Raw genomic sequence first — 25,652 nt, 5'->3', positions numbered from 1 at the left:
GCAGGTGATGTGAACAAACCTCGACGGTGCGATCGCGGAACGGGACGCCGCTCACCGTACGTAGGACTCGACGTATCACCGGCGAGAAGTCTGCGCGATCGTCGCCAAGTGATGCATGCCCAATGTTGAAATGAGAGAACCGCTCGGTCGCCCGTCACGGAAACGGGAAAGTGGCAAAAAATCGTGTCAGGGAAGAACGTCCCTGAGGAAACGCCGTCCGAGAGCCCCGGGTAGGGGACGTCTTCCGACAAAATGCGTATGCAAAGGTTAGACGGGAACGTTCATCGGGCAGCGTTTTCTTGACGGTCTCTTAACGAATTCAGCCAGGCCCCCTCTTCGTCGAGCCGAACAGCGCGAGACACGCCAACCCTTCGATCACGGAACAACGATAGATGGCTTCGCCGAGCCCCTTGCCTGTGAAGGACATCGAACGCTATCAGGTCGCCACCGCGCTGCTTGGCGGAGTGGTCACCGAAGCCCAGTTGCGCCGCGCCCTCAACGCGTCTCGGAGCCGCCCCGGGGAGGAGTTGGCGCTCTTTCAGATCCTTATCAAGCAGGGGGTGCTCCTTCCCGAACAGAAGCTCGCGTTCGACCAGTCGCTCAAAGCGTTGCTTCGCAGTAGTGGTGGGGATGCCGACGAGGTCTTTCGCCAAGTGCTCGATTCGACGCTCTCCTCCGCCTTCGAGCAGGTGCGGGATCCGTCGGTTCGCCACTATCTTCGCTCGGGTCGCTGCATGCTGGGCAACCAGCTCGCTTCGGAGACGACCGCCCGCTACATGCTCACCCGCGTGCACGCCCAGGGCGGAATCGGCGAGGTGTGGCTCGGGCACGACATGATGCTCAATCGCGATGTCGCGGTGAAGCGAATCCGGGAGGACGTCGATCACTCCGACACGACCCGACGCCGCTTCCTGCGTGAGGGCCGACTCACGGGCCGACTCCAACATCCCAACATTCCCGCGGTCTACGTCGTCGGCGGGGACGCTCCCGGCGAAGATCCCTTCTACTCGATGCGGTTCATCAATGGAGAACCGCTGAGCAAGTTGATCGCCCAGGCCCACGATTCGGCGGAGGACGGGAAGCTTCCCTACCCGGTCCTGAGCCGATTGTTGACCGTCTTTTTGAGCGTCTGCGACGCGGTCGGCTACGCCCACTCGCAAGGAATCATTCATCGCGACCTCAAGCCGCCCAATGTCGTCGTGGGACGGTTCGGCGAAGTCTTTCTCGTCGATTGGGGCGTCGCCAAGTCGACCAGCCTCTACGACGAAGCGTCGATCGCCTCGGTCACCTCGATGGCGAGTTCGATGAGCCAAGTCAATCAGATCGGCTGGGAGACGCGGACGCGCGCCGGCGATATCGTCGGCACTCCCGCCTTCATGTCCCCGGAACAAGCGGCGGGGCACACCGATCAAGTCGATCAGCGGACCGACGTCTACGGCCTCGGTTCGATTCTCTACAGCGTGCTCACGGGGAAGGCTCCGCATCAGCGACAACGGGGAGAGGATCCCGACAAGGCGCTGGAACGGATCGCCACCACTCCCGTGCGTCCGCCGCGCACGATCAATCCGAACTGTTCGCGCTCGCTGTCGGCAGTCTGCGTTCGCGCGATGGCGAACGACCGCGACGCCCGCTACCAGCACGCGACCGAACTTGCCGACGACGTCCGGTCGTGGCTCGCCGGCGAACCGACCAAAGCGTTTCAGGAACCGTGGAGTCAGCGACTGGCCCGATGGGTCGTCCGCAACCAAAACTCCTTTCGCATCGGCACCGCGCTCTTGGTCGTCGCGATCCTCATCGCCACGATGTTCATCGGCTACGGCTGGGCAGTGAGCATCGGCATCGAGAAGACGAGCCTCAACGAGTTCTCCGACAGCCTCACCAATCTCTCGCTCTCGTTGCACGCCGACGCGGCGATGCTCGCCAACCAAACGCGCTTTCTCGCCGAAGTCCCGGAACTCAAGACCTATCTCAAGGCTCTACAAAACGACAACAAGGTCATCGAGCGCGCCGAGGAAGACGAACTGACCGCGAGGATCAGCACCTTCCTCGAACACCAGCGAGGGAGCATGCAAGTCACCCTCGTCCTCGTCAAACCGAAGCCCCACGCGGTCTTTCACATGGAGCGTTCCTCCGACAGCGTCGATCCCGTGCGCGTCGGCGCCAGCAGTGAACTCGACGAGTCCCAATTGGCCGAGTTGACCAACGCCGCGATCAAGCTACCGCCCGGGCAAGTCTTCGCGAGCCCCGGCGAGGCGGAGTTGCGCGGCAAACGCTACGTCAACGACACCGATCCGTTCGTCCACCTCGTCGCGTCAATCCGCTTTCGGGCGAGCGAGGATCCGATCGGCGTGGTGATTCTCCACTCGTCGTTCAGTCCTTCCTTTCCTTCCTTGCTGGGATCCGAGGCGGACCGGTTCCGGTTCAACTCGAATTTCTACCTCACCAACGAGCAGGGGGAGATTCTGGGCTATTACGTCTCCTACGTCCCTCCGGGCACGATCCTCGACGATACGCCCACCAACATCACCGACATCTTCCCCGACCTGGAACAGCTCTTTCAAGACAAGAGCATGACGACTTTCTCGAGCCTGCGGATGCCCGATGTCCCCCATCACCAGAACATCGTCTACTCCATGAAGGAGCGGATCGAGGACTGGCACCCTTCGCGTCAGTACGCGCTGGTCCTCGCCATCTCCGAGAGCAAGGCGCTTCATCCGGGAGAACACTGGCTGCACATCACCTTCGTCGCCACGCTGGTCATCCTCGTCCTGGCGGTCAGCGGACTTGGCATCATCCGGCGCACGCTCAACCGGGTCGCGGGACGCATCCACTAGGTGACTTGGTTGGAAACCATCCCCTCCAACCAAGTTGCCGAGTCACGCTCATTCACCAAGGCTCCATACCTCGCCCAACCACTTCCGAGAACTCCTCGAATCGACCTCGTCCGTTTCTCGAAGACCCGCTATGGTGCGCGCTTGCCGCCCAGCAGTGGCGCCGTGCCGCGTCAAAAGTGTGCGAATCGAGAAGGACCATCGCGTTGGAAAGCCGTCTAGTCGAACTTGAACACCGCCTAGCTCGCCTCGAGGGCCAATGGAGCCAGGATACCCTCGCCGACCTGGAACGCCGCCTCGCGGCACTCTCGTCGTCCGCCTCAAACACCGCCGACGAATCGCTGGCCGATCAAGGCCACCGCTTGGAACAGATCGAAGCGGAACTCCGTCGCGTCGCCGATAGCGATAGCCGGCGGCAAGAGCGGATCGGCGAACTCGCCTCCCTGGTCGAATCGCTCGCCACGCAGACCGAGGAGATCGGCACCCAACTCGCCGAAGTCGAGATCGGCGCCCTGGCCGAGCACGTCGAAACGCTGGCCGCCGAAGCCAATGAGCAGCGGCAACAACACGACGGTTCCTTTGAGCGCTCCGAAGCGCTACAGCGTGGCCTCCAGGAGATCGCCGAGCGACTCACTCGCTGTGAACAGAGTTCCTCCGACGAGTCCACTAACGAACTGCGCGGCACCGTCGCGGAACTCGGCTCCAAGCTCGAACACTTGCGGCAACTCACTTCGGAGATACACGAACAACACCAACAGCAAGCCAACGTCCTCGAGCACGTCGAGGGTCTTCGCCATGGACTCGACCAGTTCGGCGAACGTCTCCAACGCTGCGAAGAGCACGCCTCCCCCGAGGATGCCGGCGATCTCCGCGGGACTGTCGAACAGCTCGCCGCGAAGGTCGAACAGCTCCAACACGTCACCTCGGAAGAGAACGATCAACGCCAACAGCACGACGACATCACGCACCAACTTCACGAGCTCAAGCAGGGTTTCGACCAGTTCGGCGAACGTTTAGCCCGCTGTGAAGAGAGTGCCACCAAGGAACCGGACGAAGGACTGCGCCCCGCCGTCGACGAACTGACGTCGAAGGTCGAGCAAATCCAGCGGGTCATCGTCGAGTCACACGGGGAGCGAGAGCAACACGCCGAGCTTCTCCAGCAGGTCGAAGTTCTTCAAAGCGGGCTGCACGAAGTCGGCGAGCGACTTGCCCAGGTCGAACGGAACGCTTCCGGTGAGCAGACCGACGAGCTGCGCGTCTTCGCCGAGGGACTCGCCGCCAAACTGGAGCACGTCGAAGGTCATGGCAACGCGTCCCACTCGCGGCTCGAGTCCCTTGAAAAAGCGCTCGCCGAGTTCCAGGCTCACCAATACGCCTCGACCGAGAACTTCAAAAACGTCGCGTTGCCCGAACTGGCGACCCGGCTGCAAGCGATCGCGGAGAAGACCGTCGAACTCGAGTCGAACGCCGCGGGACGCGCCTCCCAGCTCGACCAACTTCAGCAACACGTTTCCGCCCTCGGCAATGGCGTCAAGCAACGACTCGAGGCACTTCCCAATCAGTACCTCGCGACGTTGCCCGGACTCCTCGATGACCTTTCGCAACGCATCGTCCAACTCGAACCGGTTCAGGAGACGCAAAGCAGTCATGTCCGCAAGCTTGAGCAGCTCAGCGCCCGCCTCTCCGAACTCGAGAGCCGCGAACAGATCGACCCGAGCCGCTTCGCCCCCAGAGAGTCGGTGGCGACGGCCCTGACCCGTCTGGACGAATTCGAGGAACGCATCGCCAAAGCCGAACAAGCACCAGCGGAGCGCGGCTCGTCGACCTCCGCCTTCGCCGCGTGGGCATTCGCCTTTCTCGCGTTGATGGTCGCGGGCGGTAGCCTCGCCTCGTCGCTATGGCCCCAACCGGTCGTCTCGGCGCGGAAGTTTGTCCTGCAGGATGCCGACGGCATCAAACGTGGCGAGTGGGCCGGCGAACCAACCGGCTCCTCTCTCACTTTGGGCGATCCCCAGGGTGGCGATCGCATCGGGCTGGTCGTCTCCCCCGAGGGAGCGACCCTCGCGCTCCGAGACCAAGGGGGAAGCATCGGCCTGCGGGTCTCTCCGGAAGACTCCACGCTGTCGATGGAGAACCGGGAGAACATCAAGGCCGTTTCCTTTCTCGTCAACGAGGCGGAGACTCGCCTCAACCTCGCCAAGGCAGTCGAGGGCGAAGCGATCTCGCTGCTCGCCGACGATGCGGGTTCGGCACTCGTCCTCAGCGACAAGACTCGCTCCCCGCGCGTGATGCTCCTCGCTCACCAAACCGACGACGGCGTTCGCGTCTTCGACGCTCAACGACGACTCCGCGCCGGCTTCGGCGTCTCCGAGGATGGACCGGCGCTGAATCTGTGGGACGCGAAGGGGAACCGCCGCGCGGTGCTCAGCGCCAACGAGACAGGACCGGCCCTAGGGTTCTGGTCGGGAAACAAGACCCCGCGAGTGATGCTGGGCGTTTCCGACTCCGCGACGTCGCTGCTGAACCTCTACGACGTGCAGGGCAAGCGACGGGTGCTGCTCGATGTCTCGTCCGAAGCGGCCACCGCCCGTTTCTACGATGACTCCGGGGCCCCCTTGCTCACGATTCCCGAACTTCCCCTTCGTCGCTAGTGCTTTGTCAGATCCAAAAGTTCGGGTGGCACTGGCTGCTGGTCAGCCAGTGAGAAGTGATCGTGGATTCCCGACCCGACATCTAGTGCTTGACCAGCACTAGGATCCAGATTGGTTGGTGTGAAGAAGTGGCGAGACGATCGTGCTCTCTTGTTCGAGCAGTTCGGCCTCGTGATGTGAGTCATGATTGACGCGAACCGATAGCCGGTGTTCACCCACTTCGGGGGCCGCGACGACCAGTTGGCAACTGCGGATCTCCCCCGGATCGAGCCTGGGAATCGTGACCGCCGCCGTCGACGCGGACTCCATCGCCAGCGCCAACGATCCCCGCACCCGAAGCAAACGGAGCCCCTTGGAAAGATGAGCCTCGACCGCGACATCGCGCGCGACGCCATCGCCTCGGTTCTCGATCTTCACCCAGTAGCGAATCTCTCCTTGAACGCGCACGGGGTCCTCGAGGTCATCGACCTCCACGCGCAACGCGGGCCAACTCGGCACCTCGAATTCGCTGGTAGACGTCCGAGCGGGAATGCCCTTCGCGGCGATCCTCGTGACCACCGGATGCCCCACCATCGCGGCGTGGGCGATCGCGATGACGTCAAGATGTCGCTCCTCACCGGCGGCGAGCGTATCGAGCGACCAGTTGATTCCATTCTCGACCTGCCGGCCATCGACGTCCGCCGACACTCCCCCGGGAAGCTGCTCGGAGAGTTCGACCTCGCGCGCGGCTTGGTCGCCTTCATTTCGAATCACGAGCCGGTACTTCTGAGGCTGACCGATGCGCCATCGGGTCGGACCACGCCGGACGACGCTAATCTTTGGGCGACCATTTGGTAGCGACAGGTCGCGTGTCGCCAACTCGTTTGCCTGGTCGCGCACCGCGAGCCGCACCGGCAGAACGGACGTCAAGTCGGCGGCCGCCTCGAGATGCAACGTCCGCCGCAGCGGGTTCTCGTCGACGAGTTGCCCCAGAGCGATTTCGGCACCGCGCCGCGTTCTCGCCGTCAGTCCTTCCCCGAGCAACGCGACGACTGTCCCCTCGGCAAGCGACCGCGGATCGTCGACGGAGGCTTCGACCACCACCTCGAACGCACCCGGCGTGTCGCCCGATCCCTCCCGTCGGCTCAGCAGATTGACTTTCGCAGGTGCGACAGCGGCCTCGAAGGGGACTCGGTCGACGACGAGGTCGCCTTCGCGGCCATCGGGCAGCAAGAGCTCCGCCGTCAGCCGCCCGGCAAAATCCCTCGTCGGAAGCACCCACGCGACCTCGCCCATGGAGTTGCTGCGGGACACCATCCCGCCCAATCCCCGAAGTCCGAGCAGACGAACATCGTATCCCGCCAAGGGCCTCCCGTCGGCACGGCGGACCGACGCATTGACCACCACGCGGCCAGCTCGGCGCTCGGCGCTCGGCGGCATCGGCCCTATCCTCGCGTCGACCCAGTCAATTCGGTGTTCGCAGGGCGGCACGTCCCCCTCGACGACCGCGCGGACCGACGTTCTTCCCGATCGATGCGTCACTAGCAGGCACCATGCGTCCCCCGGCCCGAGCGAGACCTTTCGCCCATTCCCGTCAGAGATCTCCCGGGCAACGGACATGCTCGTGGAAGTCGCCGTGGTCGGCGTGAGGATCTTTCCCGATGTCGCCGTCCCGTCCCCCCCACTCGTGGCGAGGAAGATCGCGTTCCCGTCGAGTTCCCAAGAGACCGAAGCCTTTGACAGCGGGGCGCCATCGAGATCGGTCAGCTTAGCGATGACTAACAGGGGCCGGCCCACCACGTGTCGCGATGGGGCGGGGAGAAGTTCGAGTCGGCCGGGAGCGGGCGGCGCCGGCGCGTCCCGAAGCAGGTCGATCTCGAAGTCGATCTGCCGAGGAGGGATCGGTTCGTGCTTGAGTCTCTTCGGCGAACAGCTGATCAGAGGGGGCATTGTCTGGGACTTGAGAACCGAGAACGCATCGCGTTCTTGGCCCGTCGCCGCCGAGGATGGGGGCAGTGGTTCAGAGAGCGTCGGTAGAGTCGCCACGGGGGTCGTGTCGGGTTCCTCGACGTCGCGATCGTCGCCTCGAGGAGCCTCAGGTGAAACAGCAAGCGATGGGGGCTTTGGCGAAGACCGAAAGACTAGCCAAGCTCCCCAAGCGACAACGAGCCCGACCAGCGCGAGGACTAGGGGATAGCTCAACCGCTGCCGCAGGGACTGCATGCCACGCCACGATCGGCGGGGAAGCAAGGCAAGGCGACGTCGCCAACGAAGCGGCAGTGTTCCCACGGGAAGCGATTCCATGAGGCTCCACCGACGGCGTGGCAGCCGTTCGCGTGCGTTCCGAACCAAGGTCCGGACGTCGATCTTCGGAAGGAACCGACCCACGTTTCACCATCCTTCTCCCCCAAGCGCGCTGGGTGCGATACTCGATTCCTCCATTTCTCACAATGGCTCATCGACGCGGTAGAGATCAAAGATGGATAGTCTGGGAACACCCGGCAGCTTTCATGGCGAGTTCATGGCCCATTCGGCACGGGAACGCCTTTCGGGAGCGCTCGCCGTGGGCATACGGGAAACACCTTGGATTCGACGATATCGCACGATCAATGAATGAGATCTCGTGAAGCGACCAGCGGAGTCGACGCACTAAGAAACGTCTCGACGTGAGGTGACGTGGCGAATGATCGCGCTGAGTGCCCCGTGGATCTTCGTCCCACGCGCCTGAAAGACGTCGCAGTCCTGACGCGAAGGGGCTAGCGCTCGCTTGCGGGTCACTTCGATCAGTCGATCGAACATGCCGTCGGCCGCGTCGAACAGACGTCCGTGCAGGAAGATCGCTTGGGGGTTGAGCAGGTTGATCACCGCCGCGAGCCCGATCCCCAGGTAGTCGATCAAGCGGTCGATTTCTCGCTTCGCCTTGACCTCCCCGGATTGGATCGCGTCAATGGTCTCCTCAATCGACAACTCGCGCCCGAGCTTCTGGGAGACCCGTCGAGCGAGGGCGGCGTCGGTGGCTTCCGTTTCCAGGCAGCCGATGTTCCCGCAGCCGCACTTCACGGCGTCGGATGATGTGTTGACGGTGACGTGCCCAAGTTCCCCCGCGATGCCACGATGTCCCCAAAGGGGATGCCCGTTGACGATCGCCCCGAGCCCCAAGCCGTCGGCGATGTCGATGACCGCGTAGTCATGCAGATCGCGAGCCTGTCCCTCCATCTGTTCGGCCAGGCAGAGGGCATGCGATTCTTGAACCAGGATCGTTGTCAGCCCGGTGAGCGCCTCGACGTCCTTGCCGAGTTGGCGGCCATCGGTTTGGTGAAGGTTCGGAGACGTGAGTGTCCGCTGTTCTCGCTCGTCAAGCAGCCCCGGAATACTGATTCCCAGACCGAGGACTGGAATGCTGCTTGCCTTCGTCGCGGTTGTCACCGCCTCGGCGATCATCTCCGTCAGCTTCTCGTAGCGTTTAGGAGTCTTGAGCACTTGGGGCTCGTTCGAGTGGAAGCGTCCATCGAGTCCCGCCGACGAGAGAAAGCAGTCGCGAATGCCGACCTCAAGGGCCAGGACGCGAACGCCCTTGGTCGCCATCCGAAGCGTCTTCCCGGGACGCCCCATCCCCGAACGTTGGAATTCGCCCTCCTCGAGCAAGTTCGCCTCAATGAGAGCGGCGACCGTTTTCGAAACGGTGGGAGCGCTGATCCCCGTGAAGCGAGTGACTTCGGCGCGGGAGACCGGACCGTGCTGCGCCACGGCCTCGAGCACTCGTTGCTCGTTCATCTGACGCAGGAGGGAAGGTCGAGCCTTGGCGATAGCGCGTGGCATGAGGGCAAGATGTCCCCGATACAGTCACTGAATCAACTCGAAACCATCACCCTTTCGGGATGGCTCACGACGAATCGTAGCATGCGGATGGAGATCCGGACTACTGGCGATTAGCGAGAGATGAATCGCACTCTTCTCTATAACTATCTAAAGCAACATTCTCCGCACGCCTCCACTCCCAATCCGATCCGATTTGTCGATCGACCGCTCGCCTGGCGGTCGCCCGTTGCGTCTCCGAGTCGCGTCTACCAGTTCGTTCGGCCACCGGGAAACCGACTTCACCGTGGTCGGGCCGGGGACGATGCAGTACGCTCAACCAAGATGGCCACCTAGCGTATTGTCAGCTCCAAAAGATCGGGTGGTACTGGCTGCTGGTCAGCCAGTGAGAAGTGATCGTGGGTTCACTACCCGAAATCTAGCGTTTGACGCGGCACTAGTCTTGAACGTTGAGCGATGACCCAGCCCGAAACACCTGAGTCGATGGACGAGATACTCGCGCGTGCCCAACGAGGAGATGACGCGGCGAAGGAGCGTCTCTTTCACTCGTGCCGACACTACCTGCGGGGAATCGCTCAAGAGGAGGCCCGGTCGTGGTTCAAGGCCAAGGTCGATGCCTCCGACCTCGTCCAGCAGACGATGCTCGATGCCTGCCGCGACTTCGAGGAGTTTCGGGGCGTTGGTGACGAGCAACTCCGGGCCTGGCTGCGCACGATCCTCACGCGAAACGCGACCGACGTCGCGCGTGCCTATGGCACCACCGAGAAGCGGCGCGTCAGTCGCGAACGCTCCCTGACCGCCGACACCGATGAATCGACCGATCGCGGCCTGGAACCGAACGACCCCGGCGATACGCCAAGCCGATGGATGATGCGGCAAGAGGACGAGGAACAGCTCGCCCTCGCCTTGACGGGCCTCTCCGAGCCCCATCGAGAGGTCATTCGCCTCCGGAATCTGCAGCGACTCTCCTTTGCCGAGATCGCCGAGCGCATGGGAAGAACCAGGCCCGCGGTGCAAATGCTGTGGATGCGAGCCCTGAGGCAGCTCGAAAGCTTGATGCCCGAGTCATGACGATGGACGACGACCGACTTGCCGAAAAGCTCGAGGCCTACCTTGAGGCGATCCACGAACAGCGGGACCAGGACGCCGTCGCGCTGCGCCGTCAACATCCGGAAATCGCGAGACTCGCCGACTGCCTCGACGGTCTCGACCGTCTAGGTGACAGCTATCCATCGCTGCAGGAAACGACTCCCCCGGACGATTGCCTCGGCAAACCCCACTCACCCCATGGTTCGCAACCCGACTCCCCCCTCGGATTCGGCAAGTACGAACTTCTCGAGGAGATCGGTCGAGGCGGCATGGGAGTCGTCTTCAAGGCGCGTCATCTGGAACTCCAGCGTGTCGTCGCGGTCAAGATGCTCCTCTTCGGTCAGCTCTCGACTCCCGACCAGATCGAACGCTTTCATGCGGAAGCCCGCGCCGCGGCCCGACTGAGTCACCCGTCGATCGTCCCGATCTTCGATGTCGGCCAGGAGAACGGTCAGCACTACTTCGCGATGGAGTACGTCGAGGGGGAAAGCCTCGCCGAGCGTTTGCGCCGCGGACGCCTCGAACCGATGGAGGCCGCTCGTCTGACCACCCGCATCGCGGTGTCGGTCGACTACTTGCATCAACAAGGCGTCATCCATCGGGACCTCAAGCCCTCGAATGTCCTCTTCGACACCGCCGACTTTCCCAAGCTCACGGACTTCGGTCTGGCGAAGGTCTTCACCGAGGACACCTCACGGACCCGCAGTGGCGCGATCGCGGGGACCCCGGCGTACATGGCTCCCGAGCAAGCCGCCGGACGCTCCCGCAACGTCACCCCCTCCAGCGACGTCTACAGCCTCGGCGTGATGCTCTATGAGATGCTCACCGGGCGGACGCCTTTTCAGGCCGACAACGCGCTCGACTTGCTCGTCGACGTCGTCGAAAGTGATCCCGTCAGCCCCCGACACTATCGTCGCGATCTGCCGCGCGCGCTCGAATGGATCTGCCTCAAATGCCTCGCCAAGGATCCCGGCGAACGTTATCGCTCGGCGGCGGAACTCGCGGAGGATCTCCGGCGTTTCCAAGCCGAGGAGAGCGTCAACGCCCAACCGGCGGGGAGGTTCGAACGACTCGTTCGCTGGATGCGTCAGGAGCCCGGACTCACCGTCCGCATCGGCGTGGTCATCTTCACGGCCCTTGTCCAGTGGCGACATTGGCTCAGCGGCGAACCCTTCTCCCTGACGGGGCAACTCATCGTCTTCGTCGCGTTGATCCTGCTCCTCCTCGGCCGCTCGCTGGTCCTCCGCGTTCACTTCCGTTGGGGACTCTCCCGAGCCGCCCCCTACGTCGCGGCCGGACTCGACGCACTTCTGGTGACGTGCGTCTTGCTCAATTTGGGAGGCGACGCCGGTCCGCTCCTCGTGGCGTATCCCCTCATGATCGTCGGTTCGGGGCTCTGGTTTCGACGTTCGGTCGTCTGGTGGACGACGGGACTAACGATCGCCTCCTACTTGGTGGTCGCTTGGCTCCGGCCAATCGGGCTCGATCGTTCGGAGTACCATTTTCTCTTCATCGTCGGCCTCTTAATGATGGGCTTTGTCCTCGTCTACCAAGTGAGACGGGTTCGGCTCCTCGGTAGCCACCTCGATCAACTGCGCGCGGCGGAGGATTAGTGTCCTGATTGGCACGTTTGTCACCTTAAATCTTCGCCCTCAACTTGTGCGGAAGATCGCCCATTCACAGGCGCTTCCCGCATGCCCACGGCCAGCGTGGGCATGCCACCCAAGCGTCTCTTGGGGAATGAACTTACCAATCAGCTAACAGCCCGTTGATCTATTCGCTGGGGGGATTCGCCGATGGGCAACGCGATCACGGAAGCGAAGACCGCGCCCGCCAACGCGCCGCTGACGTGAGCCAACGTGACCGGATCGCCGATGTCTCCCACGGTGCCGGTGGCGAGGAAGAGCTCGCCCGTCAGCCCTTCGTAACCGATCTTCGTGAGGAAGAAGAGCGCGACGATCATCAGCATCGCCCCCCACTCGTCGAACCGCTTGAGCCTTCGTAGCCCCATCACCAACAGTGCCGCGAACAACCCGCTCGCGACTCCCGAGAGTCCGCGATAGACCAGGACGTCTGGCTGGAACACGCAGAGAGAAACGCCGATCGTACCCGCGATCCCGAGGAGCAACGTCGGGTATCGTTCGCGAACCATCCGCTCCAAAACGCCACCGATGATCACGACGGCCGAGAGGTCGAGCAGCAGATGGCCGAAGCTCCAGTGCAAGAGGTGCCCCGTCGCCAGTCGCCACCACTGCCCCGAAACAACCGCCGCTCGTTCGTACTCCAAGAGGGCCGGCGCCCCAACGGACTCCGTGACGATGGGCTGGAAGTGGACGACAAGCGTCGCGACCGCGAGGAGAGTCGTCCAAGGAGCCAAATGGAAGGCGATTCCACTTGCTCCCCCGCTCCCCTGCCATTCCGTTGCTCGCGAAGGATACTCGGCACTCATCACCCCAACTCCCCGTTCTCTGTCATCGTCCGCCATCGACCACCCCTCGGGTTGCCGGTGATACAACTCGTTCTCACTGGCTGACAAGCAGCCAGTGGCACTCAAACATCTAGATGGGCCAGTGCACGAATGTCCTGATCGGCAAGTTCGTTTCACGAAGACTGGCTCCCCGCTCGCGCGGGTGTGTGCTGAACTAGTGGCGGTTCCCGCATGCCCACGGCCAGCGTGGGCATGGAGCACCCAAGAGACTCTCTTGGACAATGAATTGACCGCTCAGAACTCTAACCTTCCTCATCCTCTTCCCGACGACGCAGCCGCGAACATCCGAAGGCCAAAGCACCGGCGGCGCCCAAGCAGACGATGTCGATCGGGCCACCGCCGCGGGAAGTCGATCCACTCGACGAGGAGTTGCTGAAGACCGGAGCGGGTTGCGACGTCGCCACGTGGGACGCCGAACCCGCCCCGGCCGCGGGGGCTCGTGGGGAAGCCTTGCGAGCGGGACCGTTCGCGTTCGCCGCCGTCGCGAAGGCCCCGGAGGCCAGCGCCGTCATGCCCTCCGGCAGCATCGGCGCGACGAGATACTGCCGCGGTTGACCCGCGAGAACCGGCTCGTCATCTCGCTCCACCGCGATGAAGGAGGTGTACTTCGTGACAAGCTGGTACTCGATCCCGAGGCGAGTGATCGTTTTCTTGGCGTCCGCCGATTCGTGACCGAGCTGGCGATTCCAGATCTGCCGAATCCGCTGTCTAGCCCAAAGGGGCTCGAGGGCATCGTTGGCCGCTTCCTGCTCGGGCAGCTCCAGCGACAAGCTCGTCGCCGCCATCTCGCCCATCAGGTTCCCCTTGATGCTGATCTCCGCCTTGCCCGGCTTGGCATAGCGTCCCATGACCACAAGGGGTCGATCGGCGTAGAGATCGGGCAGGGGACTCGGCAAGACTTCCTCCACCGCCAAACCACCCCATTCGATCTCGAGGTCGGTCATCACCGGTTTGGCGATCTTTCGCGAGAACCGCTGGGCAATCTCTGCGGGGTTGTCCTCGTTCGTCGTCCGCAGCGAGAAGCCACGTCCCAGTTCCGCCGCACGACGAATGAGGTAGTCGTTCGGGGCCGAGCCCATCGCGACCGGAAAGACGCGGACGTCGGCGAAACGCGGAGTCTTGAGCGTCGCCAGGATCGAGTCATCGTTGCCGACCAGGGCATCGGTCACCAGGACGAGGTAGCGGGGTCGCCCAACCTCCCCCTCGCGCGGTGCGACGATCTCATGCAGGGCGCCGTTGATCTCGGTCCCGCCGTTGGCCCGAATGCCTCGGATGAACGCCTTGGCATCCGCGATGTTCTCGGGGGTGGCGAGGATCGGCTGCCGCCGATGCGAGCGAACGCCGTTGTTGAAGGTCGCCACGCGGAACGTGTCCTGTGGGTTGAGACCGTCGAGCAAGTGCTGGGCGAGGATGCGAAGCTGACTGATCGCTCGCCCCGACATCGATCCGCTGCGATCAAGCAACAGGAGGTACTCGCGCGGCGTCGCGTCCTCGGCGTTGACGCCATGCTGGGGCTGGATCACCACCGCGAAGGTTCCCTTCTCCTGGGAACGATGGGCGAGCGACGCGACCACGACTTGGTCCCCGGCGAGTCGGTACTCGATGACGAAGTCCTTGTCCGCGAGGACCTTCTTCTCCTTGAGACGGACGACCGATCGCGTCGGCGTGACCTTCTTGACATCGACCTCATGCGTGACGGGAACGATGTCCCGGATCGGCATCGCTCCCTCGATCGTCAGTTGAATGGCAACGTCGTTGCCGCTCCGCTTTCCGGGAGGAAGAGGCGCCGGCGTGACGCGCGAGGCATCGGGAACCTCGTCGGTGTCGGGGGCCCAACCGCGCCCGACGCTGGGTCGTCCAAGCGGCTGCCCAGGGATGTAGCGCGGTCCGACGACCATCGGGAACCGGAAGACGTAGGAGCTCCCGTCGATGTCGACCGGGTGGACGTACTCGATGTGAACCGTGACCTCGGCTCCGGGTGGGATGTTCGCGAGCGACTGGGTGAAGATGTTGGCTCGCTCTTGTTCCAGCAGCGAAGCCTTGCGACCTTCGCTCTTGGCTTGCTCGTACTCCTTGCGGGCCTGTTGGCGCTCCTTGACAACCCCGCGAATTACCTTCTCGCCCACTTTGAAGAAGTAGCCGTCAACGGCGGCGTTCTCGGGAAGCGGGAAGACGTAGACCGCTTCGATCCGGTCCGAGAACGGGTTCTGAAAGGTCTGTTCGACCCGAACGCGGGCCAGGACGGAAGAGATCTCCGCATCGACCTTGGTCCCTTTGAGGACGAAGTCGCTCGAACGCTGTTGCGAGGGCGTCGCCGGGTCCTGGGTCAGCCCGATCCGCTCCGCATCCGCCTCGGCGACGACCATCCGACCTTGAGAGATCGGCTTGCCGCGAAACTCGGTGTATTCGGCTCGTGCCGTTGTCGCTGTTCCCGACAATAGGACGGCGAGCATCACCGCTCGGCCGCAATGACCGCTGAACATGATCCATCCCCCTACGGAGTCGTTTCATGAGGGAGGAGACCACTCTTCCCTCTCCACGAACCAAGGCGGAGGCCTGAGCGAGATGTAACGCGGAAATCGGAGAAACTCAGCGCACGCCCAACTCGCGAGCGCGGCGACGGAGAGACTCGAGTTCTTCGGGAGTATTGCAACTCCTGAATCCGTCGAGGGTTGCGTCGACTATCCTGAGGGCATCTTCGTCGACAAACGTGGTGTCGATCCCATCGACAAAGCGCGTCGGTCGCCGCTCACCAGCAGCGAACGCTGCGCGGAGTTCGCCCAAGACCGAACGCCGGTAAAGCGCCGTCAGGGGACACGATCGCCCCGAGACGCGAGGGACCGCCGCCTGCGTTTGCCCCAAGCACCCAGCCAGGAACGCGACGAGGTCGGGCCTCAGCAGTGGAGCATCGCAAGCGGTGACGAACACCAACGGCACCGAATCGGGAAGAGAGGCGAGTCCGACCATCATGCCGAGGAGCGGCCCCTCGAAGGGAGAGGGATCCCGCACCACTTCGACGGTCGGAGCGAGCGGTGGGAGGTCCTGGTCGGGACTCGCGACGACGACGATGGGAGCGACAACCGGGCCGAGCAGGGCGCAGACGTGATCGAGAAGCGATCGGTTCCCCCACGAAAGGTTCGCCTTCGACTCTCCCATCCGCTGGCTCTTGCCACCACAGAGCACGATTCCGCCCACTGGTTCAGGCAACGTCGCTTCGTCCTCAAACAACCGCTACTTAGGCCCACGATCCGTAGAATAGCAGTTTGTCGCGATTCACGAGAGGGTTCCCGATGCCGGCCGATACCGCGGTCTCCCCATCGACGTCCGAAGCAAGCTCGAATGTCTTTCCGCTGCCGAGTCCCTTCACGCTCGCGGCGCTTTCGGGCTACTCCGACTTGGGCATGCGCGTAACGTGTCGCTCGCTGGGGGCCTGTTTGACGCGTCACGAGGTCGTCCTCGATCAGTGCGTGCTCAAGGGGAGCAAGGGGGCACGTTCCGGCACCTTTCTCGAACCGAGCGATCGTCCGATCGCCGCTCAGCTCATGGGCAACGATCCCGAGCAGATGGGGCTCGCCGCCGCGCGGATGGTGGCGGAAGGTTACGACCTCGTCGACATCAACTTCGGCTGTCCGGTCAAGAAAGTCCTCGGGCGGTGCCGAGGAGGGTTCCTGCTTGGCGAACCCGAAACGGCGATCGAGATGATCCAGCGCGTGAGAGATGCGGTCACCGTCCCGGTCACGATCAAGGTGCGTCGCGGCCGCGATGACAGTCGCGAGGCGACCGAGAGCTTCTGGCGGATCATCGATGAAGCGGTCGATCTCGGCGTCGTCGGCGTGGCGATTCATGGCCGAACCGTCGATCAACGCTACGAGGGTCAAGCCTGCTGGAACCGCATCGCCGAAGTCAAACGGCGTCACCCTCACCTGGTCGTCTTTGGAAGTGGCGATCTTTTCACCGCGGAAGACTGTCTTCGGATGCTCGAACAGACCGGCTGCGACGGCGTCACCATCGCCCGTGGCGCGATCGCGAACCCCTGGATCTTCCGCGAGTCGCTCGCCCTCTGGAAGGGGCTCCTGAAACCCGCTCCGCCGACCATCCGCGAGCAAGGCGAGTTGATCGATTGGCAGTATCGGCTCGCTGTCACCCAATACGGTCCGGAACGAGCGAGTCGTCAGATGCGAAAGTTTGGCATCAAGCGGGCGGCCCTACACCCACGCGCCGACGAACTCCACCAAGCCTACATCCGGCTCAGTCAGCTCAGCGACTGGCACGCCCTCATGAACGAGTTCTACGCCACCGAATCGACGGCCATCTCGGCCTAGTGTCTCTCGCCGTTGACTGTCCGGTCTCGGCGAACGACAAGGAAGAATGGGTCGTGGTGAACGATCCGAAATGGTCTGCCACGAACGCCTATCGTTCCCTCACCTGGTACCGACTGATCGCGCATCACTTGGAGAAGCTCCCGATCGGGATTCTCGTCACCGCGTCCCCACCAGCCTTCGGTCTTGTCGAGCACGATGACGTCGATGTCGTCGATGGTGACGTGGCCGCGAAGGGTCGGGTAGTCATGAGCCGCTCGATGGTGCGTGAAGCGGGAGCGGACGTAGTCGGTCGCGGCGACCCGCTCGTCGGGTTCGATGTGCGCGAACGCATGCTCGAACGCTCGAGACCGCTCGCCCGGAACGTAGAGGTCTTTCCAATAGGCGCCGCGTGGCTCGAAAAGGACCAGCGGCGGATCGAAACGGCGAGGCATCGCTCGTGCCGGATCCCAGAACGCGACTGACAGGGGAGACCGTCCATACGCCACTCCCGTCAGCAGCGCGAGACAGCAAATCCAACGAGCGAGGTGTTCGGGAACCCGACAGCACCGAAGATTGACCACCCCGCCGACGGTCGCCCACCACAACAGCGGCACCAGCGGCGCGTGAAAGTGAAACCACGGCTGGGTGAGACTCTCCAGGTCGCCGAGCATCAAGTACCCGAAGATCGGCGCGGCCACGAGGAAACGTCCTGGACTCGTCAGCGGCACAAACCCCAACGGCAAGAGCATCCACAGTAGGAACTGCCAGTCATCGAGCGATGTCACGCGCCGCAGGACCAGCAGCGGCTGAGTCAGCACCGTCCTGATCTGCTCACTGGTGGATTCGCCGAGCCCCTTGAAGTAAGGCGTGTAGTGAGGGGCCGCCCCAGCGCGAAAATAGGGAATGAGCACCGAGAGCGTCAACCACAGAAACAGCAAGCTCGCCAAGAATAGTCCGATGCCGATCGGGATCTCGAGCCGGCCCCTCGGTCCGCGACCTCGTCGACAGGACAAGTAGACGCCCAGCGCCGCCGCGACGAGCGCATACTCCTCCTTCGCCGTGAGCGCCAAGCCGAGCAGCGCGATCATCAGCCAAAGCCGATGCGATTCGAGCGCCGCGAGCGCGAAGAGCACCAAAGGAATCCCAAACGTCGTCGGCCGGAAGGTCTTCCAGGAGGCTTCCAGGTTTAGGTACTGGAGCGGGAAGTAGAGGAGGTACGCGACAGCGAGCGTCCCGGCGGCGCGGCCGCTGAGCCCCAATCGTCGCCCTACCCAGTAGACGGGAATCGCACCGATGCCGAGGGCGAGACTCTGCAACACGTTGAGGGTCTCGAGCGACGGAGCCAGCCAATAGACCGGCAGCAGCACAAGGTGGACGAACTGGATGTGCTCGCCGAGAAAGAGTCGCCCGTCGTCGAGTTGGCTGCGGAAACCCTTCCCTTGGAGCGTGTTCCAAAGGTGTTCCTCGTACATCCCCGTGTCGCCGTGCGGGACGTGCAACGCCCGGTACTGCAAGATCGACAGCGTGCTGAAGAGCCCCACGTAAACGAGCACGGCAATGGCGACGATACCAAACGACAACTTGGGGCGATCGGTCAGGGCTTCCGGAACCGCGACCTGCCAGTGCCCCGCGAGCCACCCCGCGACGCCGAGGATCCAAGCCGCTGGGACGACCAAGACGATCACCGGAACAAGATTCGTCTCCGACGCCAGCGCGAGCAGGCTCAAGCATTGGACGGCGACCGGCAGCAGCCACCACGCATTGGCCCAACCGATCCCAATCCGGGCGGAAGCCCTCGGACGCCCCAGCGCGGTTCCGATCATCCGAGCCGCAACGCTGGCCCCACAGAACGCTAGGGTGATCCAAAGCCAGTTCCACTCGTTCGCGAACCAACGCGAAAGAAAGAGAACCTGGTGCTTGGTGAGAATCCCAGGGATGAACTGGGGATAGTCGACGAGCATTCGTGCCGAACCGATCGCGACCGCGGACGCCACCAACGGGCTGAGGATCGCCAGCACTTCACCGAGCCGCCCAGGACGACGCACCTTACCCAATCGACTCAACTCCTCTGCGGTGCCCCTGTCATTGCCCGGCGACGTCGGGAGACGTGGTCATCCGGCGAAGTCCCTAGCTCGCCCCGTTGACACAAGACTACGCGAAGGCCATAGGGGACGTCTACGCTCTTGCGGGTCGCTCCCCGAACTCCTGGGATCGGGCACGATTCGCCGGAGCCACAACGACCGGGAAGGGCGTCTCACCTCGCGAGGCGAACGCCGACGGGAACAACTCGTCGGGGAGCAAGGAGTCTGGACCATGGTGACGACGGAAACGACGGCTGCTCAGGAAGTAGCCTCCAAAGCGGGACAAGCGACCTTTTTCCAACGTTGGTGGCGTGGCTTGCTCATTGTGGGCACGCTCTCCACCGCGGTCGTGGTGTTGTTGACACTCGTTTGGTTCCAACCTCCCTTCTACGCCGACCGTGTGAGTGAGAAGGATGCCGCGAAACGCCGCGAACTCTCTCGACGGTTTCTCAGCAGCGGCTCGCGCCTCTTCAGCGACATCCAGAACTCACGAGTGTGGAGCGCCGACTTCACCGAAGAACAGATCAACGCGTGGCTGGCGGAGGACTTCGAATCGAATCTAGCCGCCTATACTCTCCCGTCCGGCGTGTCGAAGCCGCGGGTGGCGATTCAAGGCGACCAAATTCAGGTCGGGTTTCGCTATCAGCGAGGGCCGCTGGCGACGATCGTCCATTTCTCGGCGCGAGCGTGGGTTCCGCAACGAAATGTCTTGGCGCTGGAGCTTTCGGGAGCGAAAGCGGGAGCCCTACCCCTGCCCGCCAGTCATACGCGGCAAGTCGTCGAAACGATCGCCCTAACCAATGGCGTCGAAGTGACTTGGAAGCGCAACGGCCGGCGGCTGGTCGCGTTGTTTCGCTTTCCGCGAAACCCGGAACATGTCGTGCTGCTCAAGCTCCAAATCGAAGGGAATCAGGTCGCTCTCGAAGGCACCAGCGGCCGAGGGGACTTTCAATCGACCGATTACGCACCAACCGCGAACTGACTCGCTAGCAAACGGGGCGGTAACGGTAGCGGTCAACCTCTTCCACGAATCGCTCGAAAGGCTCGAACTCGACGACGCCGCGGAGGCGCTCGCCTCGAACCAGCGCCCGATAGAGATGCTCCCGATCGACCAGGAGCTCAAAACTTCCCGAGTCCCAACGGCGGACGAACCCGCGACCGGGGTAGACCACTCCCTCGTAAGTCAGGTAGACCGTCCGGTGATCCGGCAGCGGTGTCGCCAGCCCGACGCTCTGGTGGTCCGGTGGCGTCGAAAGGGACCAGGTCCGCAGGCTTCCTCCGGGTCGTTGGGCGAGAAAGTCCCAGTGGAACCCCTCTTTCGTGTGATGTTCCAGCACGGCGAATCGCATCCGTCATTTCCTCGTCGTCGGCGAAAAAGGACCGGGAATCTCGTTTTCCCAAGGTCATGATTGGTCGATTGGGTTGCCGGTGCCACTGGCGACCACTAGATTGAACGATTCGGAGCGACCTCCGCGTTGAAGTCGCTCCTCGCTCCCCGGAGCGATGGCTGGACAGATAGCTCAGTTGGTAGAGCACTGGACTGAAAATCCAGGTGTCGCCGGTTCGATCCCGGCTCTGTCCACTTTTCCCATTTCCGCCATCTTTTCGCCAAGAAGTAGACAAGACCGACGGATGATCGACCATCCGCCGGTCCGATGGTTGTTAGCACGTTCGAAGGGGAAATTACGGACAACCCCACTCGAATTTGATCGTCAGCTTATCCTCAAGTTCGACCTCGCTGCCACCTCTTGGCGTCACATACAGAGTCGCTTCGACGCCGCTGGTTGGCAGATCGGTGAGATCAAGGGGTGCCTTGGGAGCCGCGCCGAGATAGGCGTGAAGCATACACTTCAGCGTCTTCTTCGTGCCGACCTTGTAGACCACCACTTGGTCGTCCTTGTCCACAGCATTGACTTCGGTGACACAAACATCCGGGACCTCAATCTTCACGTCAATGGTGTCAGGGGCTCCGGTTGCGCTTCTCGCAAGGCCAACCTCATTGACATTGCTCTTGATGTTCCACGCAACAAGCTGACCTGTCATCGCATTCCTCGTCACGTTGACACACGCGACGATCTCCTTCTCCAACAAGGTGTAGTCACTCGAGACCGTGTCCATCGTGATCGTGCCATTGGCTCCCCGCTGGAGTTGGATGGTCAACGTCTGGGGCACCGTCAGTGTCGTTCCCGACGTGGAATTGGCTCCATTCGTCGGAGTCACTTTGACAGTAGCTTCAACCGAAGCGGGCAAGTCGGTCGTGGGAACATTGGCGAACGGACCGAGATGCCCCTCGACAATGCCCTTGATGACATCGGCCATCGGTACCTCGTAGGTGTTTCCAGGCGACCCGGAGGGGATCGAGGCCACATCGACTTCGACCGGAGCCACCTTCGCATCGTCTGGGAATTCAAACGTCACCTTGATCGGTTCCGGAGCCGAACCCAACGGAGTCGTCGCCGCGAGATCGAGCTTCCCGTCGGAGTCAAATTTCCAACTCGTGCCATCGCTGCCGAACTTGCCGACAAACTCGGTGGTTGGAAGCGAGTAGCCGTAGGTCGAGGACGCCGAGTCCTCACTTACCTTGAGCAAGACGCGATTGGAGATGCCGTTCGGGGTCGCGACATGGACTTCCACGTACTCCTTGTCGTCCTTGAGCACCGTCTTGAAGGTCCCCGCGGGGAACGAGACGGCCATGACTTCACGACTCAAGATGTCGACGTTGTCCTCTTCGATCAATTGCCCCCCGACAACCACGCGCGACTCGACCAACGAAAAGTTCTTCCCATAGAGGAAGTAAGCACCACTCTTCTCGGTGTTGATCGTGTCGATTCCCTCGTAGCCGACGAGCATGGGAACGAGGGCGGCATTGCCTTCCTGGAAAAGGTCGAAGCCTCCCTGCGCATTCTCGTAGGGGACCGTGACGTACTCGGTCTGCATCGGCAGCTTCGCTTCGAGGCGTTCGATTCGGCTCGAGATGCCTTCGATATCGGTCGGGCGGTAGCAATCGGCGTCGCAGGCACGCTGCAGTGCTTGCCTCAATTGACCGACTCGTTGCCCCTGCTGGAGCATTCGCTTCGTCGAGACAAGTTTGTCGTCCGGTTGCGTCAGCCGGAACCAGTTCCCCGACGTGTCGAAACGAATTCGCTCGAGGAATGACGGGATAATCGCTACCACGGTCAACTCGCGCTGTCCTCCTTCGATGTAGCTATGACGGAGTTGGTGACCACGCCCGGGTCCCGTTCCCAAAACCAAGTTCTTGAACACCGAGAGGTTGTTGCGCTCAAAGGGTGGATTCTGATAGCGCGGCGTGAACCGCCACCCGAACGTGTCGTTTCCGGCGGCGTAGGCAGTCACCGTCCGGTTCAGCGCGATGGTCTCGGCATCGAACTCAATCCGGCGTTGAAAGCGATTCAGTTGGGAAAAACTCACGCGTCCTGTTGCGAACGCATAGGCCATGGCCAACTGCAAGTCACGTCGAAGGGAAAACGCATCGGCGATATTCTGTTCATTGGTCACCGGATCGAGCGCGAAAGTGATGATGGGCCAGCGAACTCGCACGTAGTCGTTGAAGAGTTCCTCGAGATAGGCGCCGGGTTCTGGGACATAGAAGAAGTGTCCACCCTCTTCATTCAGGCACTGATCGACACTGCCACCGTTGCGGCGTGTGATGTCCTCGACCAACGCGCGATTGAGCAGGCCAGCATCGACCGCGATGGTATAGCAGAGAGCACCGATAATGCCCTCGCTCAATTCCCTGTGCAAGTCGCCGGCACAGACACCGCCAGCCAGGTTCTCCGCGCCACAGGCCGAAATGACGCTCCAGAGGCGATCGCGCAGAACCTTCAGCTCGCCGCAATCTCGGCATAGCGCCCCGTTGGCAACCTCCTCGATCAGGAAGACATCCCCGAGAGCTGACGTGTTGGTCTTTGGACACACGCCAGCCATCAAGTCATAGGCCGCGTGAAGTTCCTGCTCAAGGTACGCTCGCACGTCAGTACCGCGTGGCCACTTTGTCGAGAGGGCTTGATACGTCGCGATCGCGATCTTCGTAAGATTCTCTTCGCCGAACACACATTGGAACTCCGACGGCGCAATGGGATAAGAGTAGTTAACGACGCGACCGGAAGCAAGGGTGCCGGGGGCGTCGGTTTCGCCAAGAGACTGAATGCGGGAGGCAGTCGATTGAATGTCGCTGATCGCATCGCGGACGCCCCTCACCGCTTGCTCGATTGCGTTCGCCAACTTATCACTAGAGTTAGACAGGAAAAGCTCCTCTACTCCTTCTCGGTAGAGAGTGGCGAGCCTCGAGGCGTCAACGTCACTGTCCGAAGGAGTGGCTGAACTGGTCGATCTTCGAGCCTCGGTTAGGCCGAACTTCTGTAGTGCTGTCTTGAGCTCAACATTGTCTCCTTTGGACACCTCGTCGTTCAGTCGTCCCAGCTCACCTGCCTTTAGCTCCACGTTGTTGGCAAGTTTGGCATTCATTCCTTTTAGTTTGTTGAACGCCGGGCTGTCCGCAAGGGATCCGGAGATGGACGCCTCGACAATCGGATCCAAGAGAGATCGTTCAAAGAGCGCCAAGCCAATTGGTGAACGCTTTTCGCCCGACGGGCCAAACGGCTTGGACCTGAGACTCTCGTTCCATGGTGCAGGAGAGAGACTGAGTCCTGTTGCTCCAGAGAGGCTCACGAGAGCACCATACAGTTGATTGATTCGTGCTCGTGCCACGCTGTTCTCCAGGAACGGAGAAATGGCATCGACAAGCTCATTGATGTTGCTGAGAATCTCTTCGGGCGATGCACGTCGCGAGTCAATGTTCCTCCAGCCGACATCGCGAAGCACGTCGATCGAGAGTCCCGAGTTCATTGCAAACTTCCCTAGGATGTCGTTGACCTGTGTTCTCGTGAGCATCGGACCTGCGGCGAGCCGCGTCCTGGCGATAGCAATCTCTTGTCGGAAGTGTGGGCTGAGGAACGTCACTTCACTAGTTGGTGTGACAAGCTGTTCGAGAATTGCCAAGCCTTGTTGAGCCTCCTTTGCAGGTGCTGCGGAATTCGCCTTTACGGCAACGGTAGTGGGATAGTAGCGGTAGGATTTCCGCAGCTCTTCCAGGCCGTCCTCGTACTCTGATCTAATCAGCTTCCTTCCCTTGATCGCTGTCTCCACCTTTCCCGAGCGAATCGCCTGGTAGACGACCGGCGAGATCTTGTCGAGAAGGTCGTTAATCACGAGGCGGCGAAAAGTTCGCTGAAGAAATCCCGGATCGAATTGATGGTAGATACTGGCGTCCAATACGGCGCCGTACCCACGCTGGGTGCGATGGCCGGGGATTAGGGATACCGGCATTCGGAGGAGATAGAGGGCGTAGCCCGCGGAGTCGGCCGTGTCGTCGCCAAGGTTGACGCGGCGAATCTCGTTGAGGTGATCCAAATAGCGACGCTTCTGGTCCAGGTAAACGGTCGGCTCGACCCCGAGCTTGCCGTCCTGCATACCAATGTCCTCGAATACCTCCTTGAGTAGGCCAAACGCCTCCTTTCGCGCAATCGTATTTTCCGCGAGCTGTCGATTGAGCATGTCGACTGATCGCTGATACGCGGCATCGCGCTCCGCGAAGAAGGTATCCTCGATATCGGGACCGCTGCCGGACGGAGCACCGATGGTTGAGTCGACTTTAACGGTCGAGATTGTTGCGTTCTCCATCAGGTCAAGCAATGCGGCGAGTTGCCTATCTCGTTGCGGAGGACTCGATGGGTCAGGCGGGGAAGGCATCACTGTCGTCCCCTTCTTCTGAGCGAGAGAGAATCCAAGTGCTGTCTCTTGCTGAAATGCTGCCTGATCGGTGCGGGCGACACGTGCGGAGAGGATGAACTTGAAGGCGTTGAGGTCCTTCTTCATCTCGTTCTCGAAGTCGAGGCGATATCGCGTCATCCGGGCTTGGCCCCAGATGTCGGGCTGCTTGACGGCGACGACGCCGTCGTCCATCACCCCTTCCTCGATACCGTCGAGCGCTTGTCCAACCTCGACGAGCGTGCAGGCCGTGTTGGGATCGTCGAACTCCTTGAGCAAGAAGCCTTGCTTGTCCTTGTGTCGACCCGCCTTGATCCGGTCGAACCAACCGGCTTGAAGAACTTGTGCTGGGGGACCAGCGATCAACGCACTCGAAACGAGCATGGGAACAATGAGACGCCGCATCCTGCCTGCCTCCTACAGTTTAGTTTCCATCCCTGGACTGTCTGATTGTCTAGATTTCATCAAAATCGGCGTGAGTTACTCATTCCTCCAGCTTTTAATGGTCCGCGTGCAGTATTCTTGAAACAAAACGACCCACCCCTAGCAGGTCGATGGGTATGCCGGAGAATGGAATGGCTTCTCGACGAGAGACGTTGGCGCATACCACCCCCCTCCCCGTGATCTTG

The 25,652-nt window shown here is 62.0% G+C and carries 14 protein-coding genes and 1 tRNA gene; 7 read left to right on the top strand and 8 right to left on the bottom strand.

Annotated elements, in window-relative coordinates; translation table 11 throughout:
- Positions 1 to 392: 392 nt before the first annotated feature.
- Together Pan216_RS00430 and Pan216_RS00425 are read left to right on the top strand one after the other, a co-directional pair.
- Entirely contained in the window at positions 393 to 2,834 is a 2,442-nt protein-coding gene (locus Pan216_RS00430; RefSeq protein WP_145253323.1) for a serine/threonine-protein kinase, read from the top strand.
- Between the two features lie 203 nt (positions 2,835 to 3,037).
- Positions 3,038 to 5,482, top strand: a complete 2,445-nt coding sequence (locus Pan216_RS00425) for a coiled-coil domain-containing protein (protein WP_145253321.1) — start codon at positions 3,038 to 3,040, stop codon at positions 5,480 to 5,482.
- 99 nt (positions 5,483 to 5,581) lie between these two features.
- Here the strand turns inward: Pan216_RS00425 and Pan216_RS00420 are convergent, their stop codons facing one another.
- Complete coding sequence (locus tag Pan216_RS00420; RefSeq protein ID WP_145253319.1) at positions 5,582 to 7,411, bottom strand: COG1361 family protein; 1,830 nt, start codon at positions 7,409 to 7,411, stop codon at positions 5,582 to 5,584.
- Between the two features lie 699 nt (positions 7,412 to 8,110).
- On the bottom strand, positions 8,111 to 9,280 hold the full coding sequence (locus Pan216_RS00415) for an ROK family transcriptional regulator (RefSeq protein ID WP_145253317.1): 1,170 nt from the start codon (positions 9,278 to 9,280) through the stop codon (positions 8,111 to 8,113).
- A gap of 453 nt (positions 9,281 to 9,733) precedes the next feature.
- On the opposite strand from Pan216_RS00415, the gene Pan216_RS00410 reads away from it, so the two are divergent.
- Positions 9,734 to 10,348 (top strand): sigma-70 family RNA polymerase sigma factor, encoded by a 615-nt coding sequence (locus tag Pan216_RS00410; RefSeq protein WP_145253315.1) that lies wholly within the window; start codon positions 9,734 to 9,736, stop codon positions 10,346 to 10,348.
- Between the two features lie 2 nt (positions 10,349 to 10,350).
- Positions 10,351 to 11,979 (top strand): serine/threonine-protein kinase, encoded by a 1,629-nt coding sequence (locus tag Pan216_RS00405; RefSeq protein WP_419193098.1) that lies wholly within the window; start codon positions 10,351 to 10,353, stop codon positions 11,977 to 11,979.
- A 140-nt stretch (positions 11,980 to 12,119) separates the two neighbouring features.
- On the opposite strand, the gene rrtA is transcribed toward Pan216_RS00405, so the two are convergent.
- From rrtA to mobA, 3 genes are all read right to left on the bottom strand, one after another.
- Positions 12,120 to 12,815 carry a rhombosortase gene (rrtA, locus tag Pan216_RS00400; RefSeq protein ID WP_419193097.1) on the bottom strand — a complete coding sequence of 232 codons (696 nt, stop codon included), beginning with the start codon at positions 12,813 to 12,815 and terminating at the stop codon, positions 12,120 to 12,122.
- Positions 12,816 to 13,096: 281 nt separating this feature from the next.
- The gene (locus Pan216_RS00395; protein ID WP_145253309.1) at positions 13,097 to 15,337 is read right to left on the bottom strand and encodes a VIT domain-containing protein; all 2,241 of its coding nucleotides are present in this window, start codon (positions 15,335 to 15,337) and stop codon (positions 13,097 to 13,099) included.
- 106 nt (positions 15,338 to 15,443) lie between these two features.
- The gene (gene mobA / locus Pan216_RS00390) at positions 15,444 to 16,061 is read right to left on the bottom strand and encodes a molybdenum cofactor guanylyltransferase (RefSeq protein WP_145253307.1); all 618 of its coding nucleotides are present in this window, start codon (positions 16,059 to 16,061) and stop codon (positions 15,444 to 15,446) included.
- Between the two features lie 83 nt (positions 16,062 to 16,144).
- Between mobA and Pan216_RS00385 the strand changes: the two genes are divergently transcribed.
- Positions 16,145 to 17,176, top strand: coding sequence for a tRNA dihydrouridine synthase (locus Pan216_RS00385; RefSeq protein WP_145253305.1), 1,032 nt, complete (start codon positions 16,145 to 16,147; stop codon positions 17,174 to 17,176).
- Here the strand turns inward: Pan216_RS00385 and Pan216_RS00380 are convergent.
- Positions 17,173 to 19,200, bottom strand: coding sequence for a DUF2079 domain-containing protein (locus Pan216_RS00380; RefSeq protein WP_419193703.1), 2,028 nt, complete (start codon positions 19,198 to 19,200; stop codon positions 17,173 to 17,175). The two genes, Pan216_RS00385 and Pan216_RS00380, sit on opposite strands and share 4 nt — an antisense overlap.
- Before the next feature lie 268 nt (positions 19,201 to 19,468).
- Here Pan216_RS00380 and Pan216_RS00375 point away from each other — a divergent pair, with 268 nt between their 5' ends.
- Entirely contained in the window at positions 19,469 to 20,218 is a 750-nt protein-coding gene (locus tag Pan216_RS00375) for a hypothetical protein (RefSeq protein WP_145253301.1), read from the top strand.
- Between the two features lie 4 nt (positions 20,219 to 20,222).
- Here Pan216_RS00375 and Pan216_RS00370 read toward each other — a convergent pair whose 3' ends face one another.
- Entirely contained in the window at positions 20,223 to 20,585 is a 363-nt protein-coding gene (locus Pan216_RS00370; RefSeq protein ID WP_145253299.1) for a DNA polymerase ligase N-terminal domain-containing protein, read from the bottom strand.
- A 160-nt stretch (positions 20,586 to 20,745) separates the two neighbouring features.
- On the opposite strand from Pan216_RS00370, the gene Pan216_RS00365 reads away from it, so the two are divergent.
- Positions 20,746 to 20,818, top strand: a tRNA-Phe gene (locus Pan216_RS00365).
- Between the two features lie 101 nt (positions 20,819 to 20,919).
- Here Pan216_RS00365 and Pan216_RS00360 read toward each other — a convergent pair.
- Complete coding sequence (locus Pan216_RS00360) at positions 20,920 to 25,428, bottom strand: hypothetical protein (RefSeq protein WP_145253297.1); 4,509 nt, start codon at positions 25,426 to 25,428, stop codon at positions 20,920 to 20,922.
- Positions 25,429 to 25,652 lie beyond the last annotated feature (224 nt).

The sequence above is a fragment of the Kolteria novifilia genome, assembly GCA_007748055.1.
Taxonomy (GTDB): Bacteria; Planctomycetota; Planctomycetia; order Kolteriales; family Kolteriaceae; genus Kolteria; species Kolteria novifilia.
This window is presented reverse-complemented; position numbering and strand designations above follow the sequence as displayed.